An 18,804-nucleotide genomic window follows, 5' to 3' on the forward strand; every position below is an offset into this window, starting at 1 on the left:
TAAAAAACAGAGCATATGAGAGCAATCTGGAATGGAGCAATAGGTTTTGGATTGGTGAATATACCAATCAAGCTGTACTCGGCCAGTGAATCGAGTACTTTGGATTTGGATATGCTGGACAAAAAAGATTTCAGCAATATCAAGTACAAAAGGGTAAATGAAAATACCAATAAAGAAGTAGCCTGGGAAAATATAGTAAAAGGCTACAAAATAGAAGATAAATATATTGTACTGGAGGATGCCGATTTTGAGGCTGTAAGCCCTGAAAAATCTAAAATATTGAGTATTATTCAGTTTGTAAAAGAAGATGAAGTGGATCCTGCACTTTTCGAAACACCTTATTTTCTAGAGCCTCAAAAAAATGGCGAAGCTGCCTATAGGCTATTATTGGAAGCGCTATTGAAAACCAAAATGGCTGGAATAGGTTCATTCATTCTAAGAGAAAGGGAAATCCTATGTATGATTCGTCCTTACGAGAAAGAAGTCCTGATGGTGAACAGAATGCGGTATCCTGAAGAAATTAGAAGTTATGATGAGTTGAAAATTCCATCTGGAAAGGTGCCAAAGGCGGAAGAACTGAAGATGGCAGAAACCTTAATTAAATCATTAGCTGAGACTTTTGATCCTTCGAAATACCGAGACACCTACAATGAGGACCTGCTGAAAATTATAAAACAGAAAGCAAAAGGTAAAAACATAAAACCTAAAGAAACCAAAGAGCCAGCCGGAAAAGCGACGGATCTTATGGCAATGCTGAAAGCTAGTCTCGAGTCTGGAAAAAGAAAAGTGGGGTAGATTAAAAGACTGGACATTAATCCTTATCAAAACTTTAATTTGTTCAAGATGCCACTAGAAGAATATCATAAAAAGAGAGATTTTAAGGCTACATCTGAACCGGAAGGTAAACAGAATGAAAGTGCCACAAAATTAAAATTTGTGGTTCAACGCCATGCTGCAACAGGTCTGCATTACGATTTCCGGTTGGAAATGAAAGGGGTTCTTAAAAGCTGGGCCGTTCCAAAAGGTCCATCTCTTAATCCATCGGACAAGAGATTGGCAATGATGGTGGAAGATCATCCCTATGAATATAGAACATTTGAAGGAAGCATTCCCCAAGGAAATTACGGTGCCGGAGAAGTTGAAATTTGGGACGAAGGAACTTATGAACCATTGGAAAAAATAGCAGGAAAAACTGACGATTTGATCATGCGTGCTGAACTGCATAAACAATCTTTAAAAGTTATTTTACATGGTAAGAAGCTGAAAGGTGAGTTTGCGCTGGTAAAAATAAAAAACGCAACTGAAGAGAATGCTTGGCTACTCATTAAACATAAAGACAGATATTCGGTTTCCGAAAATTACGATGCCGAAGAGCATACCTCAAAAAATTCTAAAGTCACAGCCTATCTTCAGAATAAGACCAGCAAAAAAAAAGAAATTGGCGAAAGTTTGAAGCATTATAAAAATTATGCGCAAAGACTTTCCTTGGAAAAGAAACTGGCCGGTTTCGTCAAGCCTATGCTATGCAAAACAAGCGAGATGCCTTTCGATGACAAAGATTGGGCTTTTGAAATAAAATGGGATGGATACAGGGCTATAGCAGATCTCCGAAATGATAATATTCAACTATATTCCAGAAACGGGCTAGATTTTTCAAAATCCTTTAAAAAAATTGCTGATGCACTCAAAATTCAAAAACATGAGATGGTACTCGATGGTGAAATCGTTGCGTATGATGATAAAGGACAGCCCAATTTCCAATGGTTGCAGCGGATTGAGGAACAAAATATAGATCTGGTGCTGATATATCAGGTTTTCGATCTGTTATGGCTGAACGGGCATTCGACCGAAAATATTTCTTATTTGCAACGGAAAGAATTATTAAAAGAAGCCTTAGTAGAAAATGAAATTATCCAGTATCACGACCATATTCTTCAAAAGGGGAAAGATTTTTTTCAAGTTGCGGAAGATATGGGATTGGAGGGTATTATTGCTAAAAAACAGGACAGTCCATATAAAGAGAATACTAGAAGTTCGGAGTGGCTGAAAATAAAAATTCATAAAAGCGATGAAGCGGTGATCTGCGGATTTACGGAACCTAAGGGTACCAGAAAGCAATTCGGATCACTTATTTTAGGAAAGTATTTGGAGGATGAGCTGGTTTTCTGTGGACATACCGGAACAGGATTTACGGATAAACTCCTCCGAGAGTTATACCGGAAAATGCAACCCCTAAGGGTGAAAGAATCGGCATTTAAAGTAACGCCTAAGACCAATTCAAAAGCAACCTGGCTCGGTCCTGAGCTGGTCGCTGAGATCAAGTTTACCGAACTTACAAAAGATCATATTTACCGGCATCCTGTTTTTTTAAGATTAAGAGAAGACATTGATCCACTAGATGTAAAATTTACGATAGAATTACCTGATAAAAAAACTAAAATGGAGTCTAAAATACCGAGAAAAGATGAAGTGAAGAAGATAGGGAAGCAGCAGGTTACTCTTACCAATCAGAACAAGCTATATTTTCCCGAAGATGGAGTAACCAAGGGAGATATTATTGAATATTATCAGCACATTTCTAAGTTTATTCTGCCACATCTTAGAAACCGACCCCAGTCACTCAATCGTTTTCCAAATGGCATTGGAGGATTAAGTTTTTACCAGAAAGATGCGGATGAATATGCACCTAATTGGGTGAAATTACAGAAAGTATTTTCTGAAAGTAATGATAAATACCTCGATTATATTATTTGTAATGACAAAGAAACACTGGCTTACCTCAACAATTTAGGCTGTATTGAGTTTAATGTGTGGAGTAGTCGTGTACAAAAAGCTGAATTTCCTGATTATCTGGTACTCGATCTTGATCCCTCCGAAAAAAACACATTTGAGGACGTCATAGAAACGACTCTAGCTGTGAAAGAAGTGTTAGATAGAGCTGATATTGTGGGGTATCCAAAAACTTCAGGAAGCTCCGGTATTCATGTATATATACCTATGGGAGGGAAATATACCTATGATCAGGTAAAAGATTTTGGACATATACTCATGCAATTGGTTCAGAAGAAACTTCCTGAGCTTACTACATTAGAAAGAAGCCTTCAAAAAAGGGACAAAAAGAAAATCTATTTGGATTATCTACAGAATAGAAGAGCGCAGACCTTGGCAAGTGTGTACAGTATACGCCCAAAACCCGGCGCGCCTGTTTCTACTCCTCTGGAATGGATTGAATTAAAAAGGGGGCTTCGCCCTACTGATTTTAATATCTTCAATACAGCCGAAAGGCTGAAGGAAAAAGGAGAATTATTCAAACCTGTTATAGGGAAAGGAATTGACCTTCTAAATGCTCTGAGTAAATTTGAAAATTAATCATATTTATAAATTGATGATATACTTGTAATGACTATATCAAAAGCTACTGAGATGATAAGCTTGTTGTCTCTCTACCAGAAGTTAATTTTTTGTTATCCTTAGGGGGCCAGTAATAAGGGAGTATTCTCCATTATCTTTGTTCGGAAGAGGCCCCCACTTTATTATAACTATTTTGTATCTTGATGGGGCATAATTGATTTATATCTGATGAAGTTAAGAGATACGCTAGAGAATATTTTGATAAGAGGACTCGCGATTATTCAGGAGCTTTTGACTAGTATTTAAGTGTTAAAACTTATCATAATGAAGTCGGAAAAAAAGGCTTAAAATATTAGAGCTAATGATAACTCTTCGTCGGGGGAGTGTAACATCAACTGTCATTGGATTAAAAACCAGGAACCATATGTCCCTTTATTTGTGTTCATACGCTATATTGTATGCGCCTGGTTGATATTTTAAGCTCTATGAACATATCTATGTAGATTTTCAATTATTATTTTCGAATTGAGTTGTGATAGTATACTCAAAGTTAGCAACTTTAAAATTCCAGAGTTTAAGTGTTTGTATTGCTTTAAGGTTTCCCTCGTCTTCACGCACGATCAATTTGTCAGTAAAAGACTTGATAAATTGACTCCAATAATTTCCTTTGGAATCGTTTAATAGAAAATAAAAACCTGCGTCGCCGAATTGATTTCCAGATGAATCCAAAATAAGCTCACCATTATGTCCAACAGATGGTTTTAATAGCACAGATGCATTTCCTTTTGGTAAAGGAAATATTGCTTTAATGCAAGTTTTTCCAGAAGGGAGCACGCAGGTAGAGTAAATTCCTGAATAAATTATTTTTCCGGTTGACTCAAACTTTCTTAACCAAATAGTATATTTTACTTCGTTATCTTCGTTAGAAATCAGCTCTATTATTTCACTTTTCAGGTCTCTGAATTCTTGCGTATTTTCGATTGGAATATTTAATTGATTGATACGTTGACTAAATAACCTATTGACTAAGAAACCAAATACTTTAAAAATGGTGTTCCATTTTACGTTGAGTAGCAAATTATAATCAGCGGTTTTCTCATAAAAATGAATGACTTTTTCGGAAAGATTTTTTACTTCATTTTCTGTTAGATTAAGCATTGAGATAGAATGCAACAAACCTTTTGATTTGGTATTCCTTAGCACAGTCAGATTTTCTCTTTCAGCCAACTGATGAATGAAAGCTTCACCAATTCCATTCAATTCTCCAAACGGCCCCATCAGCCACAAACACTCTGAGGGACTAATTTTTCTCCCCCAAATAATAACCCATTGTTGAGTGAACCAATCTTGGAATTTTTGCATTGAAGATGCGATATTCATATAAGTTCGGTTTTAATAGGGATATAGTTTTGCTTATTATTCCATGGCCCAAATTCAGTCAACGGTTTGAATCTTAAGGTCGTGAATTCAAAGTGAAAGTCTTTTCTTTCACGTTCTTTCATTGCATGGAGATGCCTCTTAGGTTGTGACATTTTGCTGTGTCCATGGACCATGTCTGTCATTTCTTTCTGTGACTTCCAAATGGAAAAAGTAGAAATCGTATTGGGATATCGAATTGATGCCAAGGACAGAGTCGAACCATTATTATCCCGGACTTGCTTTTCAACCGGTCTTCCCCAGCGCAGGAATCTTGGTATCTGTGTGTACTTCATTCGGGCAATTGTTATGGCGATAACTGGATTATTTTCGTTTGCGGTTTCAGTATTGGGGCTTGGTATTTTGAAGCCAGAGATATTTCCCCATTGCCTTAAAAATTCTAATCGAATATGCCAACCTTTAGCTATTTGTTTTCCAATAGCATTTGATCTTAAAAAATCATCTAAAACGTTTTCATTTTTCCATTGAGCGAAAACAACAATTTCTCTATTAAAAATTCTAGACTTTGAAAATATTGGAGAACCCAAAATCATGGCTGACATTGTCTCTGCATGGATCAAGCCATCAATCTGGTTTGGATTAATTGGGGAAAACATCATTTTGAGCGCTGTAATCAAAGGTAATTTTACAAGATGATATGAAAATATACTCATGTCTATAATTTGTCGATTTTTTTATCTGCTATCCCTCGAGGTGGTTCAATTTTGACTGGCGCAAAATAATAAAAAAAAACACAAATTTTATGATGAGATCGAATGTCTAAAAATAGAACTAAAGTAGGCTTTTTTTCGCAGGAGAAGGTCGATATTTCGAGAGTTGTTCGATTGCAACATATGCTGGGATTCGTGCTAAACCATCTCTAGAAAACACAGGTTATAATATAATAAAAGGAAAATATGGAAAGCGATATCTACACCTTGCGAATAACTACAGTTTCAAAGCGAATCATAAGCGGCAGTGCTCGAATATAAAGTTGTCGCTATTGATAATAAAAAATACCATAGATTTAAGTTAAAACTAGTCCGCAATTGAGAATGTTAGTTGGGAAAAGACGTGAACAATAGATCACAATTTTTAAGCATTTATATTTGAAAATGATAACAGAAAGAATAATTGGAATTGTGAATTCTTATTTAGTTGAAAAAGGGTTTGAGTATTAAAAATCAAAAAAGCCCTTGATATTGGCATTGTGTCTTGATAAGTAAACCATAAAAATCGAATTATGTATTGATGAAATTTTGAAATGCATGAATGAAGATGTTGCTAATCAATTGAGACAAAAGATTCAAAAAATATATGCGTTTGATCTCATATATGGTCTGAAAAACATCTTGAAATAGACGATTAATTATAATGTAAAAAATGATCTCAACAAAAAATATATATTTATTACCGGACAGAAGAAAATTGCAGGCAATTTGTAAATCTATTTCTGTCTTGGATGCCATTCTTTCGCAGGATTGGGAATATCGTTATTATTCTTATAACGCTAAATGGGCGGATAATGAAGAGTTTTTCGAAATGAGAAATGGTTCAGGCGACCAAATTCTGATTTTATTCAGGCAAGACGGTTGCGTTATCAACGGATTTAGTCACGAATCTCAACAACAAGAAAAGGAACGACTAATACAAGATCTTCCTTCGATTTTCGACGGATTTATTTTTGACGAACCTGTAAAGACAATTGGGACAACATTTTGCATTTGGACAACTGAGGAAAAAAAGTGGCAGGTTGGACAAATCGATAATTATGAAGATAATTCGGCCAAAATGTTGAGGATTTTCGACGGAGATCCTCAAACTTATATTGATTGGGCTACAGATTATTTTGAAGAAAGTTTTAAAGAAACCGGAATTCCATTAGAAACGATATCGAAAATTTATGCGGGACAAACGCTTACCGAGGAAATGGTTCTAGCAATAGTAGAGGATATTGAAGATTGGGAGCAACTTAAAAGCGACCTAATTGAAATAGGTTATCCGCATAATATTCATTGAGTAAAATTCTTATAAAAATCTAAGTTTAATATTACAGCAGTATTTGCTATCACTTTAATACCTGCGTCCTTTTGATACTGTAAACCTATGGAGGGAACACTTTAGGTACGAACGATCGTCAAACCGAGCGTAACGAGCTTGTGATTGCATCATTCACTTCTGTGGAAATAGATATCGGGAAAGCATCATATTATTCTAAGCATGTTCAAATTGATAATCAATTCTTTGTAAGTGGGCTTCATCTGAGATCGACAATGAGCTTGCAACTAGATGTAGATTCATCGTGAATATCCTAAGTTCCAACAGAAACTTTAAATCACTTTTTGATGCAGGTCTATAGGTTATATCTAAAATACGCACAGCGAAATACTATAATCACTCATAGACTAAAAATAAAACAATTGATACAATATTCTAATGGTTTCTTATAAATTTTTTAAGAAATAGCTAGAAAAGGTGAATTCTACACTTTGCGAATGGCTTCACGCCAAGAGCGAATCATAAGCGATAGTGCTCGAATATAAAGTTGTCGCTATTGATAATAAAAAATAACATAGATTTAAGTTAAAACTAGTTTTCGATCATCAGTAAAATCAAGAAAGCATATAAAAAAAGGCAATGGGACTATTTAATTTTTTTAAAAAAAACACTCAGAAATCGGATAATGAGAAATTCATCACATTTGCCGAACCGGAAAATGAACAATTAAAGAAAGATGTTCTAGAATTTATAGAACAGGAAGTGAAATTTGGTTTTGATCATAAAAGGGATATTCTGGAGGCTGTTTGGACTGCTGGTTTTGAGGATGAAGACCAGTTGGACGAAGCGTGGCTGAAACATATAATTACCCTCCTTTACAATGCACATCAAGAGGAGAGTATCGAGTGGAAAAAGCCTAACGATGTTGACAGATTAGCTAAGATATTTGACGAACTAAATCAAGATAAAATAATCGCGTTACATAAAGCTGGTTACACAAAGCAAGATGGGTACAGCGATGTACGTGAAGTTGTTCATTTATTAAAAACGCAAAACATAGCTCCCCTTGGATATTGTTTTTATCACATGCAAGATTTAGAAAGAGCCATCTCGCCCTCAAGTAAAAATCTATTTTTAGCTTTTGACGATATCCATCAAAATACCGAAAATGCAATTTTAATTGGACAAAAAATTGTAAAAAAGCTTCAAGAAAATGGTTTTGCTGTGGAATGGAACGGAACCATTGAACAAAGGATTGAAATTAAAAATATAAACTGGCAAAAAGTACCCGATAATCAATCTTGGGGCATAACGAGAGCCATGGAATACCTACAAAAGAACAGCTGAAAAAGGATTTGAGGTACCGAAAGCCAAAGAAATTGACGCAAAACCAAAACATTGGCATTAAAAAAAGATATTTTGAGAGTGGAGGTGGCCAGCTCAACTACTTACCGGTTTAGCAATAGAGAATAATGAACAGAAGAGATCTAATAGATACAGAAGAAGATTACTGGGAAATTATTTAGTACCATATCTTGAAGAGATTGGCTGTCGAATTGATAATTAAGTTGAACAATAAAAACCACTTATATAAAGTGGTTTTTATTGGATACGAAATACCCGATGACACCGGGAATCTCTACTTTTGGAGCATCCAATTTTGTCGGAGGCAATCAAAATTCCTTTGAAGGACAATCTATGTTATTGGCCATAAGTGCCCCATTAGGCTGCACCGCGAATCACACGTAATAGCACCACAATAATTGCGATTACTAACAGCGTGTGGATTATATTTCCTGTTGCATAGCCTCCGAAAAAACTAATTGCCCAGATGATAACTAAAATAACGGCAATGATGTATAATAAATTTCCCATAATATTAATGTGTTTTTTATTGAGAACAATATCCGTTTGGATAATGTTTTATAATAAATAAATCAAATTTTCGATGCTCGACTGCTGTTCACATGTCAAGAAGAATTTTCCAACCATACATCCATACAATAAAAAGCTTGCAAATCGCGAGATGTTCATTAAGCTTCCTGCTTTAAATCAAACGTATGATAATTCTTATAGTGTCCCAAGGATCGTACAGGTGTAATGAGTTCAGATAGCAGTTCAAGATATATTTTCGCGATCATTTTCCAGGTCGTCTGTTCCCCATAACTACGTGCCTTGAAGCGATACCATGCAAGTAAACGTTTAGATCGATATAATAATTTGATATGATCGCTCATGCTTTGGACATCATCGAAAGGAGTAAGGATGCCCCGGTCATCTGACAATAGGTCTGCAGCGTGCCAATAGGGAGTAGAAATAACGGCGGCACCAGCTCCTACCGCAAAGGATAATGTGCCACTGCTGATCTGCTGCTCATGTTGATAGGGGGATAAATAAATATCACAGGCTGTTAAGTATTCTTTTAGTTGGTCATCGCTGATGAACTCATCAATAAAAATAATCTTATCCTGCAATTGCAACTGAGCTACTAAACTTTGTAATTCAAAACGATAGGATTCACCCTCATGCGCCAAGACATTCGGATGGGTCTTGCCCACAATTAAATATTTGAAATTCGGTAGATTGAGTCCAGCTAATGAACGGATCGCATATTCTAACCCCTTGCTTCGTCCAATTAGACCAAAAGTCATCATCACAAAATCATCTTGTATGCCCAATCTGTATTTAGCTAATCCTTGGTTGTAATCAAAATGAGGAACACCGTGGGCTATTACGTGGATTTTCTGGCCGTCCACCGTTGGAAAGAGATCTTTTAATAATTCACTGCCTTTCAGCGATAGCGAAACTACCACCTGAGATTTGGTAAGTAGTAATTCCATGATTTCCTTTTGACGTAATGACGGAGATTTCAATATGGTATGAAATATCGTTACCAAAGGAATATTTAAATGATTGACAAGCTGATTGATAAATATGCCATCAGCGCCACCGAATATCCCATATTCGTGTTGGATAATACAATAGTCATATTCCTTATTGATGATACGTACAGCCTGGATATAACTATCAAGCCGCTCTTTGTCGATAACAAAGCGAACTGTAGGGTCAAACTCTTCGGAACCGGATTTAGATACTGCAATCACCTCAATGGAGACTGTCTGATCCAATGCCATTCCTTTTCTAAGGTCATTCGTGAAAGTCGCCAATCCGCATTCCTGCGGTAGATACGTACTTATAATAACGATTCTTTTCATACACTTAGTCCTCTTTCGCGTTGTTGTCCTCGTTATTTACCGGAATATCTAAAATAGCCATTAGTAGTAAATAATATCCTTTTTCTAGGCCAATTTTCTTTGCTTTTTGATCTATATTTTCCATATGACATTTTATAATTAAGGTGGTATGTTGTTTCGGTTTATGTATCAAAAGCTATACCCAAAGGGCGTATTTTTTACAGATCCGTAGTTTACAAAGGCGTATTCCGTATAGTGATGCAGCTATTACCGGACAAACACTGCTTGACCAGGTATTTTTCCCGTGCAAAAGAAAATTTATGTCAACTTCTTAAATTGACTGCCCCGACGCATAGGAAAATATATTACGTATTTTTCCAACTAACCAACTAACACTTTGTATCATAATGATAAAATTCGATAGCAAATTGAAACAGAAATGCTACTTAAATTTTTGTTTTTAATGTACTTTTCAAGAACTACTTTAAAACTTTAAATTATACCTCATAATATTTGAGAAAACATCGAACAACCAATGAAGATTTATAACAGGCAATTCAATCTTTAATTGCTCGCGCACAATTTTCGCGAAAGCTTGATGAGCCAAGATGGACTAGTCCTGGCGATAAAGGCAAGGAAAAATCATTTGAAATCAAATCAAAATAAACCAAAAATGAAAAGAAGAACATTCTTACAGGCCTTAAATTTAGGCATTGCATCCACAGCATTATATCCTGGTACAGGAAATGCCATGTCATTAACAGATATCCTGAACAGTAATGTTTATGAAAAGGATCTTTCATATCACCGGATACAGAAAATAAAATATTCAAGCGTTCAAATGAAATATCCCCGCCTCGTGGGGAAAAATGCGCGACTGGATCTGCATGGATATGGCCCCAATGTGGAAATCTGTGTTATTAAAACAGACAAAGGTGCTATGGGTTGGGCTTCTTTACGAGGATCCAGAAAAGATGCTGAGCAGATTGAAAAGGAACTCATCGGTAAAAAAGTATCTGAAATTTTTGCTTCCAATGTAGGCATTTTGAACGACAAACACATCGCTTTTGATATTGCCCTTCATGACCTTGCAGGGGTAATCTTGCAGAAACCAGTTTATGAACTACTTGGCCGCGAGAAGCCGTATACCACGGACTATTATAGTGGGATGATTTATTTCGATGATTTGGAGCCATCTGAAAAGCCTGCAGGTATAGACCGGATTCTGGAAGAGTGCCAATATGATTATGGAGTAGGTTATAGACAATTTAAGCTAAAGATTGGACGGGGGCATAAATGGATGTCGTTCAAGGAGGGACTCCAGCGAGATATTGACGTAACCAATGCCGTGGCCAAAATCTTTCCCGACTGTGGCATTTTAGTGGATGGGAACAATGGTTTTACAGTGGATCAATTCATCCAATATCTAAAAGGTACTCCATCGGTCAACTTATTCTGGATAGAAGAACCCTTCCATGAAACCGTTACCGACTACCAAAAACTGAGAAATTATATAAAAGAAGCGGGAATAAGCACTTTGTTGGCAGATGGTGAAGCAGATCCCAATCCAGCGCTGCTTAAGGAACTCTTTGAAAAGAAACTATTGGACGTACATCTCACAGATATCGAGGGCCTGGGCTTCACGAATTGGAGAAGATTGATGCCGGAATTGAAGAAAATGGGCGCACAGGCTTCTCCTCATGCTTGGGGCTCCCTACTTAAGTCCTACTATACAGCACATCTGGCAGGAGGGCTTGGCAATACGGTTACCATAGAGGGGGTAACGAGCACATCGGACGATGTTGATCTTTCTGCCTACAAGATCCAGGACGGCAAACTGATCCCATCATCTACAGCAGGTTTTGGAATGCCTCTACTAAAGAAAATATGATAAATGATCCCAATTTCTTTAACCGCCCCATATTAATTATGAGGCGGATTTTTAATCCCCTGTACCCACAGTCGAAAAGCTGCGGAGGGGAAGACCACAATGAAAAGAGCGGATCGTTGTATCGATAAAGCCTAATACAGTTAATAGATTGTTATTTTTTTAATGATTAATTTTCAACTGTATGAATGGAAATAATTTGTAATTTTAGTATATTAAAATTCAAAATTATGAAAGCATTTCTGAATTTTACAGCGATCTTTTTTAGTATTATCACTACAGCGATCTACGGGCAGGATTTAAATGTAACTAACAAGATCACGGCATTCCTTAAGGATAGTCTAAATCTATCCAATTTAAATTACCCAAAATCAGTCATCCGGTTCTACGCCACAAACAATTATGAATTTCTCTGGCTAAATGACAAACAAAAGATAGATCAAGCATCAATTGCTTTATCCCTACTCATACAACCTAATCGCTTTGGGTTATTGCCATCGAATTATCACCTAGAGAACCTCTCGTTTGAGAGACTGAAAGAGTTAAAAAGTTCTTCTCCCGAAAAACAGCAAAAAGAGAAAGCGTTGTTTGATATATTGATGACAGATGGCCTCCTTTCTTTTATCAATGATCTCCATTTTGGTAAATATAATCCACTATATAATCCATCTTATATTGATAGTGTTAGAATTAATGGGTTTTGTGCCGACGAGATATTATCTGATGCAGGGTGGCAGGTCAGTTTTTTGAATCTGGTACGCGAGGCTCAGCCTAAGCTTAAAGCTTATGAGGATTTTCAGGACTATTTGGATCAAGCATATGCAGCTAATAATGTAATGACCTCACCAGCTGAAATGGAAAAAATTCTAATTAACATGGAACGGCTAAGGTGGATCAATACGCAAAGCTTAGACTATATATTGATAAACATCCCATCCTACACTTTAGAATTCCATTATAACGGTAATGTGTCGGAATTTAAAGTCGTTGTTGGGAAACCCAAAACGGCAACACCGGTTTTGGAAAGCGAAATAAATTATTTTTCAACAGCTCCTGATTGGAGGGTTCCACACAGTATATTTCTGAATGAGATTTTGCCCGAAATTTTGAAAAACAGAGCTTATCTCCGAAATAACCATTATTCGATCTATGATGAAGCAGGGGGCAAAGTCATTGTGAATACATCCGCATTAAAAGAAATCAGTAAAAATCCAAAACAATATCGTGTTCGGCAATCCTCGGGTAATCACAATGCATTGGGCACAATCGTTTTTAGATTTCAGAATTCACACGGTGTTTATCTCCATGATACTCCACAAAAGCAGTTCTTCAATAGAGATAATAGGGCGCTTAGTCATGGCTGCATAAGGGTTCAAAATCCTAAACTATTGGCAACGAAAATGTTGGCGTTCGATAATTCAAAAGATAAAATTCCGACGTTGGAAGACGCAGTGAAAACGTATGGTAAAATGGATTTTGTTTTGAAGCAGCCTGTGCCCATTATCATCACTTATCTGACTATGTCAATAAAAGATGGGAAACCAACTATATACAACGATATATATCAACTCGACAAATCCCCGGCAGATAAATTTAATGAAAATATGCCAAGCACGATTGCGCCTTGATAGATAAAATAATCTTTCAACCCTAAGCCTTAAATGAGACAGAAAACAATCACATGAATAATCTCAATGATTTATTCTATCTTTTGTTGGCTGGTTTAGTCACGGATAATTGTAAAGTCATAGCGGATAATAAATACAGCCTAACGAATTATAAATCATCCGTAGATATCGAGAAAACCAGCAGTATATTTATATAAAATTATGTGGAAACTTATCATGTAGCAATGATTTATGATGTGAGCTGAAAAAAGCACTGCCATTGGACGATGTAGCTACACTATATAGATTTCTTTTACTCTTCAGTAACAAGATTTGAATAATGATACTGAAACACAATACAAAGACGAATGAAAAAAATACTATTTCTACTTGCTAGTTTACACCTGTTTTTTTCTTGTAATGGACAATATAAGGAGCAAAAGACCTTTTTCGAGAACGGCCAGGTTAAGGAAATATATTATTTAGATGAAAATCGACAATTGACTGGCGAAGCAAAAATATATTTTGACAATGGAAAGTTGTCGACGGTCAACAAATATAAAAGTGGAAAGAAAATTGGTGACAGCAAATGGTATTGGAAAAATGGAAAGTTAAGAGGTAGTGTATCATTCGGTGAAAATGAAAAGATGTATGGAGAATGGAAAGAATACCATGAAAATGGACAATTGGGAAATAGTGGAAATTATAAAAATGGCGAAAAAACAGACGTCTGGAAGTATTATTATGAAAATGGTCAATTAGCGGCTTTAGGAGATATGAAAAATGGGAGTCATATTGATCAATGGAAATTGTATCACCAGGATGGAACTACAAAAGGATTAGAACAATATGACGAAAACGGACGGCCAACAAGCGAATGGAAAGAATACTACGAAAATGGACGATTGGAAAGTATTGGCAGTTATGATGATGGAATGAAAATTGGCGATTGGAATTATTATTATCAAAATGGAAGATTGGAGCATGTAGAAATCTATAACCAATACAAAAGATATAACGGCGAATGGAAATTTTATAACGAACAAGGCGCTTTGATAAAAACAGAAATCTATTCGGATGGAAGGGAAACTGGGGATTGGAAATTTTTCAACGAACAAGGCAATTTAATTAAAACAGAGAAACACTAGTGTGCTCAATCTCGCAACATACATGGGGGTACTTATAAAATAGTATTAAATGAGAAAAAAAGTAATAGCATTTACATCAATGTTTTTATTGTGCACCCTTGCCTCTGGCCAAGGAACACAAAAAACTAAACCCCTGATAAAATCAGAAGAAATAACCTATCACGGAATAGATGGACGGCATATTAACAGAGTGGATAAGAAAGGTCTCGATGAATATAAAGAATACAATGCAGATGGTACCGTTTCAAAAAAATATATAGTAGAGTTTGATAAAAATAAGAGTAAAAATAGCTATAAATTGAATGAAATATATGTTTATGAAAAAGGGAAGCTCAACAAAATAGAAGAAATTGGCACAACTACATCAGAAAAATGCCAAGAGGTTTTGTTTTCCTATAATGAAAAAATGCAATTGATAAAAAAGATTGAAAACCAATTCCAAGACAATAAACTAGTGATGAATCAATTGAGTGCATACACTGATTATTGTTATAATGGAAATGAAGAAACAGAAAAACGTTATGAATATGACGAAACAAAACAAGAATTTCTGTTAACTTCTATCATCACTAAAATATATGACCTTCATAAAAATATGATTCAGGAAAAAACAGAGAATTTTCATGGTAATATATCGGGGGTAGTTAATATAAAGTATGATAATTTAAATAAACCCATAGCGTTAGAGTCTTCTTATTTTAAAGAAACAATAAGTTATAAATACAATTCACACGGAGATTTAGAAGAAGAAAAAACCAAGTCTGAAAAACGTTCTACAATTGAATCATCACACTATTCTTATATATATGATAATTATGGAAATTGGATTGAGCAAAAGGAAATTATTAAAAGAAATCCTAAAGACGAATTTGAAGGTGGACTTCTAATAAAAAGAAAAATTGAATATTATGAATAAAACTCCCACTAAGAAGGGGGTATCTCGTCGTTTTTTTAAGGTTTCGATGATTGTTTTGCTTTTACAATAATTAATATCGTGCATGTGCATGTGGTGTTCTTGAAATATTATATACGGAGAGGACGTTGATAGAGAACAATGTTATGCTGTAATTATTTTGTATTTTAGTAACTGACAATGATGTGGTTAATATTTCTAATATGTGGACTTTTTATTTTTTGCCTGATCGTATTTATGAGATCAGTGGGAGGACTGATGTCAATTGATAAAGAAGATGCCGTCTATTGGAACGAGCCAGGTAAAACAGATTGTCAACGGTGCGATCACATGCAATTGACAAAAGACCACATTAGAAACTCTCCCAAGGGTACATCTACTCCAAATGCCCCAGAACTACAACAAACACTTTTAAATGACAAGATCGCTGAGGAGGCTGATCAACAGGACCGCGCGGGTCTCAGTTAGTTAAAATCAAACCCCTTGCTTATCATAAAGTCTATATGTGTACACATATAGACTTATTTGTTTGGATATATAGCGGTTGATGTTTATATTAGTCTAAACTTAAATAAAAAACGTACAATTTCTTACTGTTGTTAGGCATTGGAGAGGTTTTATAGCAATATCATTACATTATTCGATGGTTTTAATTACATCTTCAATACCTAAGTAATGTAACTTTTATATAGCTAGTTCTAAAAATTAAATCTGATAGTTTCCGATATACGGCCATTCACAGGTAGTAATTAAGAAAAAAACACGAATTAGGGTAATGGAATATCAGATGTGCATAATAATCCATTAAACTAATAATAACCAATATAAATAGATAACACATAGTAGACATTATTCAAGCGACTGTTTGTTTTGTGTCTTAAGATTTAAACTAAAGTATGATGACTAGAAAATCTTTTTTTTCTAAAAACAATTCATGGGTAATCATCTCAGTTTTGGGTAGTATAACGATCTTAATTTCTTTGTTAACGATGTGTAGCCCGAATTCAGAATCTTCATCTTCAAGTTCTGGTGCCAATGTTTTACCAAAGTTTGTGGATTATAATTACCACATCAAGCCTATTCTTTCTGACAAATGTTTTGCATGTCACGGTCCCGATAACAATACAAGGGAGGGAGGTTTGCGGCTAGATACTAAAGAAGGGGCATATAAAGCATTATCGGAAAGTCCTGATAAGCATGCGATTGTTCCAGGTAAACCACACATCAGTGAAGCTTTTCTGAGAATTACAACAAAAGATGAGTCTATTCGTATGCCTCCAATTGCCGCTAATCTCCCCTTAACTAATTTCGAAATAGAACTTATTGAACAATGGATTAAACAAGGTGCTGTATACAAACCACACTGGGCATTTACCGTTCCAGTAAAGCCCGAAATGCCAAAAGCGAGTGAGATAGAGTGGGGGAATAGCGAAATTGATAAATTTGTATTGGACAAGATGGTTAAAGCTGGTTTTAAGCCTAATCCTGAGGCAGATAAAAACCGTTTATTGCGTCGAGTGAGCCTCGATCTAACAGGTTTGCCTCCTGAGGAAAAGGTCATGGAGCGATTTCTTAATGATAAATCGAATAAGGCTTACGATCGGCTGATAGATGATTTAATGTCGTCTAAAGCATATGGAGAACAAATGGCGCTTCACTGGATGGATGTTGCCCGGTACGCAGACTCGTATGGATACCAAGATGATGATATCCGGACACAATGGCCATGGCGGGATTGGGTTATTCATGCTTTCAATAAAAACATGCCTTATGACCAGTTTGTTACCTGGCAATTGGCGGGAGATTTATTGCCTAATCCGTCTAAAGAGCAACTCTTAGCAACAGCATTTAATCGAAATCATAAGATCACTGAGGAAGGTGGTGTTGTTGATGAGGAATATCGAGTTGCTTATGGACTCGATAAAACAAACACTTATGCAAAAGGTATATTGGGAATTACAATGGAGTGTGCGCAGTGCCATGATCATAAATATGATCCCTTTACCCAGAAAAATTATTATGGGATGTATGCTTTTTTTAATAACTCTTTGGAGAAAGGTTTAGAAGGACTTGTAAACTCTGGGCCTTCGAAAACACCACGACTGACAGTCACAAAAGAAGACGTTAAAGGAATATTAAACTTTATAAACAAATTGGATGATGACGCAGAGGTGTCTGTCTCTGTAATGGGCGAGCGTGATACTGTCAGACCAACGTATGTTCTTGATAGAGGTGTTTACGATGCCCCAGGAGAGCGGGTATATCCGCAGACACCAGAAGCTATTCTACCATTTGATAGCAAAAAATATGTTTCAAACCGTTTAGGATTGGCACAATGGACATTTAGTGACAGAAATCCACTTACCTCGCGTGTGTTTGTCAATCAAATGTGGGCGATGATTTTTGGTCGTGGATTGGTCGCTTCTGTCGCTGATTTTGGTAACCAGGGTGATCTGCCCAGTCACCCCGAATTATTGGATTGGTTAGCGCTGGATTTCCAGAAAAACGGATGGAATGTAAAAAGATTAATCAAACAATTGGTCAGTACGGCAACTTATAAACAGTCATCTCAAATTACAGCCAAGCACCTGGAAAAAGATCCGGATAACATTTATCTGGCACGGGCTAAACGCTTACGATTACCTGCCCAGATGATTAGAGACCAAGTCTTAGCGACTAGTGGTCTGTTAAACAAGACTATCGGTGGGCCGAGTATCAAACCTTATCAGCCTGATGGCATCTGGGAGGTTAGCAGCTCAGGGCGGGGCACGTTGGCCCAATACGTACAGGACCATGGTAAAGACTTATACAGGAGAGGATTGTATGTGTTTTTTAAGCTGACTTTACCGCCACCTAATATGTTGATTTTTGATGCGAGTAATCGGGATGCATGTCAGGTGCAACGAACAAGGACAAATACCCCTTTGCAAGCTTTGGTTATGATGAATGATCCAGCAGTATTGGAGGCTGCACGAGTGTATTCAACACACTTAATTAATAGTGCCCCAAATAAGACGCAATCCGATTATATAAAAACAGCTTTTAAACGTGTACTATGTCGGGATGCAACAGAAAATGAACTGAAGCTGCTGAACCAATATTACAGCGAGGAAATAGATCGCTTCAGCAAAAGAAAAGATGCTGCAAAAGCATTTCTTCGTGTTGGAGAGGCTCCGCTCGACGATCGTATTCCAAAGGAAAAGCTAGCAGCATTAATGTCAGTGGTGCATGCCATATATAATTTGGAAGAAACATTGACTAAAGGGTAAATGAAACAGGTAAAGAAGAC

General features: G+C 36.2%; 14 protein-coding genes. 10 read left to right on the forward strand and 4 right to left on the reverse strand.

The window, feature by feature from the left end; all coding sequences use genetic code 11:
- Window positions 1–15 precede the first annotated feature (15 nt).
- Both M2408_RS03120 and ligD read left to right on the forward strand, forming a co-directional pair.
- Window positions 16–795 (forward strand): Ku protein, encoded by a 780-nt coding sequence (locus M2408_RS03120; RefSeq protein WP_259179164.1) that lies wholly within the window; start codon window positions 16–18, stop codon window positions 793–795.
- 48 nt (window positions 796–843) lie between these two features.
- A complete protein-coding gene (gene ligD, locus M2408_RS03125; RefSeq protein WP_259179166.1) occupies window positions 844–3,369 on the forward strand; it encodes a DNA ligase D in 2,526 nt (841 codons plus the stop codon).
- A 489-nt stretch (window positions 3,370–3,858) separates the two neighbouring features.
- Here the strand turns inward: ligD and M2408_RS03130 are convergent, their stop codons facing one another.
- Window positions 3,859–4,731: a hypothetical protein gene (locus tag M2408_RS03130; RefSeq protein WP_259179167.1), complete on the reverse strand. Its 873-nt coding sequence runs from the start codon at window positions 4,729–4,731 to the stop codon at window positions 3,859–3,861.
- Window positions 4,728–5,441 (reverse strand): hypothetical protein, encoded by a 714-nt coding sequence (locus tag M2408_RS03135; RefSeq protein WP_259179169.1) that lies wholly within the window; start codon window positions 5,439–5,441, stop codon window positions 4,728–4,730. The genes M2408_RS03130 and M2408_RS03135 overlap by 4 nt, the downstream gene beginning before the upstream one ends.
- A 709-nt stretch (window positions 5,442–6,150) precedes the next feature.
- On the opposite strand from M2408_RS03135, the gene M2408_RS03140 reads away from it, so the two are divergent.
- Both M2408_RS03140 and M2408_RS03145 read left to right on the forward strand, forming a co-directional pair.
- Window positions 6,151–6,786, forward strand: coding sequence for a hypothetical protein (locus M2408_RS03140; RefSeq protein WP_259179170.1), 636 nt, complete (start codon window positions 6,151–6,153; stop codon window positions 6,784–6,786).
- 618 nt (window positions 6,787–7,404) lie between these two features.
- Window positions 7,405–8,112, forward strand: a complete 708-nt coding sequence (locus M2408_RS03145; protein WP_259179172.1) for a DUF6891 domain-containing protein — start codon at window positions 7,405–7,407, stop codon at window positions 8,110–8,112.
- A 375-nt stretch (window positions 8,113–8,487) separates the two neighbouring features.
- Here M2408_RS03145 and M2408_RS03150 read toward each other — a convergent pair whose 3' ends face one another.
- Together M2408_RS03150 and M2408_RS03155 are read right to left on the reverse strand one after the other, a co-directional pair.
- The gene (locus M2408_RS03150; protein WP_104381542.1) at window positions 8,488–8,640 is read right to left on the reverse strand and encodes a lmo0937 family membrane protein; all 153 of its coding nucleotides are present in this window, start codon (window positions 8,638–8,640) and stop codon (window positions 8,488–8,490) included.
- A gap of 158 nt (window positions 8,641–8,798) precedes the next feature.
- On the reverse strand, window positions 8,799–9,980 hold the full coding sequence (locus tag M2408_RS03155) for a glycosyltransferase (protein WP_259179176.1): 1,182 nt from the start codon (window positions 9,978–9,980) through the stop codon (window positions 8,799–8,801).
- A 652-nt stretch (window positions 9,981–10,632) separates the two neighbouring features.
- Between M2408_RS03155 and M2408_RS03160 the strand changes: the two genes are divergently transcribed.
- The 6 genes from M2408_RS03160 to M2408_RS03185 all read left to right on the forward strand — a co-directional run bounded on the left by M2408_RS03160 (window position 10,633) and on the right by M2408_RS03185 (window position 18,784).
- Window positions 10,633–11,850, forward strand: a complete 1,218-nt coding sequence (locus M2408_RS03160; protein WP_259179179.1) for an enolase C-terminal domain-like protein — start codon at window positions 10,633–10,635, stop codon at window positions 11,848–11,850.
- A gap of 227 nt (window positions 11,851–12,077) precedes the next feature.
- Window positions 12,078–13,475, forward strand: a complete 1,398-nt coding sequence (locus tag M2408_RS03165) for a L,D-transpeptidase family protein (RefSeq protein WP_259179180.1) — start codon at window positions 12,078–12,080, stop codon at window positions 13,473–13,475.
- A gap of 347 nt (window positions 13,476–13,822) precedes the next feature.
- Complete coding sequence (locus M2408_RS03170) at window positions 13,823–14,602, forward strand: toxin-antitoxin system YwqK family antitoxin (RefSeq protein WP_259179182.1); 780 nt, start codon at window positions 13,823–13,825, stop codon at window positions 14,600–14,602.
- A 49-nt stretch (window positions 14,603–14,651) separates the two neighbouring features.
- Window positions 14,652–15,518: a hypothetical protein gene (locus M2408_RS03175; RefSeq protein ID WP_259179183.1), complete on the forward strand. Its 867-nt coding sequence runs from the start codon at window positions 14,652–14,654 to the stop codon at window positions 15,516–15,518.
- 234 nt (window positions 15,519–15,752) lie between these two features.
- Window positions 15,753–15,983, forward strand: coding sequence for a hypothetical protein (locus M2408_RS03180; protein WP_259179186.1), 231 nt, complete (start codon window positions 15,753–15,755; stop codon window positions 15,981–15,983).
- Between the two features lie 428 nt (window positions 15,984–16,411).
- Window positions 16,412–18,784, forward strand: a complete 2,373-nt coding sequence (locus M2408_RS03185) for a PSD1 and planctomycete cytochrome C domain-containing protein (protein ID WP_259179188.1) — start codon at window positions 16,412–16,414, stop codon at window positions 18,782–18,784.
- The last annotated feature ends 20 nt before the right edge of the window (window positions 18,785–18,804 follow it).

This window comes from Sphingobacterium sp. BIGb0165, from assembly GCF_024810095.1.
In the GTDB taxonomy this organism is placed as follows: domain Bacteria; phylum Bacteroidota; class Bacteroidia; order Sphingobacteriales; family Sphingobacteriaceae; genus Sphingobacterium; species Sphingobacterium detergens.

What these genes read in the sequence shown, in the direction of transcription:
- M2408_RS03170 (WP_259179182.1), top strand. Translation starts at nt 13,823, where the DNA reads ATGAAAAAAATACTATTTCTACTTGCTAGTTTACACCTGTTTTTTTCT.
- M2408_RS03185 (WP_259179188.1), top strand. Translation starts at nt 16,412, where the DNA reads ATGATGACTAGAAAATCTTTTTTTTCTAAAAACAATTCATGGGTAATC.
- M2408_RS03135 (WP_259179169.1), bottom strand. Translation starts at nt 5,441, where the DNA reads ATGAGTATATTTTCATATCATCTTGTAAAATTACCTTTGATTACAGCG.
- M2408_RS03165 (WP_259179180.1), top strand. Translation starts at nt 12,078, where the DNA reads ATGAAAGCATTTCTGAATTTTACAGCGATCTTTTTTAGTATTATCACT.
- M2408_RS03130 (WP_259179167.1), bottom strand. Translation starts at nt 4,731, where the DNA reads ATGAATATCGCATCTTCAATGCAAAAATTCCAAGATTGGTTCACTCAA.
- M2408_RS03180 (WP_259179186.1), top strand. Translation starts at nt 15,753, where the DNA reads ATGAGATCAGTGGGAGGACTGATGTCAATTGATAAAGAAGATGCCGTC.
- M2408_RS03150 (WP_104381542.1), bottom strand. Translation starts at nt 8,640, where the DNA reads ATGGGAAATTTATTATACATCATTGCCGTTATTTTAGTTATCATCTGG.
- M2408_RS03145 (WP_259179172.1), top strand. Translation starts at nt 7,405, where the DNA reads ATGGGACTATTTAATTTTTTTAAAAAAAACACTCAGAAATCGGATAAT.
- ligD (WP_259179166.1), top strand. Translation starts at nt 844, where the DNA reads ATGCCACTAGAAGAATATCATAAAAAGAGAGATTTTAAGGCTACATCT.
- M2408_RS03155 (WP_259179176.1), bottom strand. Translation starts at nt 9,980, where the DNA reads ATGAAAAGAATCGTTATTATAAGTACGTATCTACCGCAGGAATGCGGA.
- M2408_RS03120 (WP_259179164.1), top strand. Translation starts at nt 16, where the DNA reads ATGAGAGCAATCTGGAATGGAGCAATAGGTTTTGGATTGGTGAATATA.
- M2408_RS03160 (WP_259179179.1), top strand. Translation starts at nt 10,633, where the DNA reads ATGAAAAGAAGAACATTCTTACAGGCCTTAAATTTAGGCATTGCATCC.
- M2408_RS03175 (WP_259179183.1), top strand. Translation starts at nt 14,652, where the DNA reads ATGAGAAAAAAAGTAATAGCATTTACATCAATGTTTTTATTGTGCACC.
- M2408_RS03140 (WP_259179170.1), top strand. Translation starts at nt 6,151, where the DNA reads ATGATCTCAACAAAAAATATATATTTATTACCGGACAGAAGAAAATTG.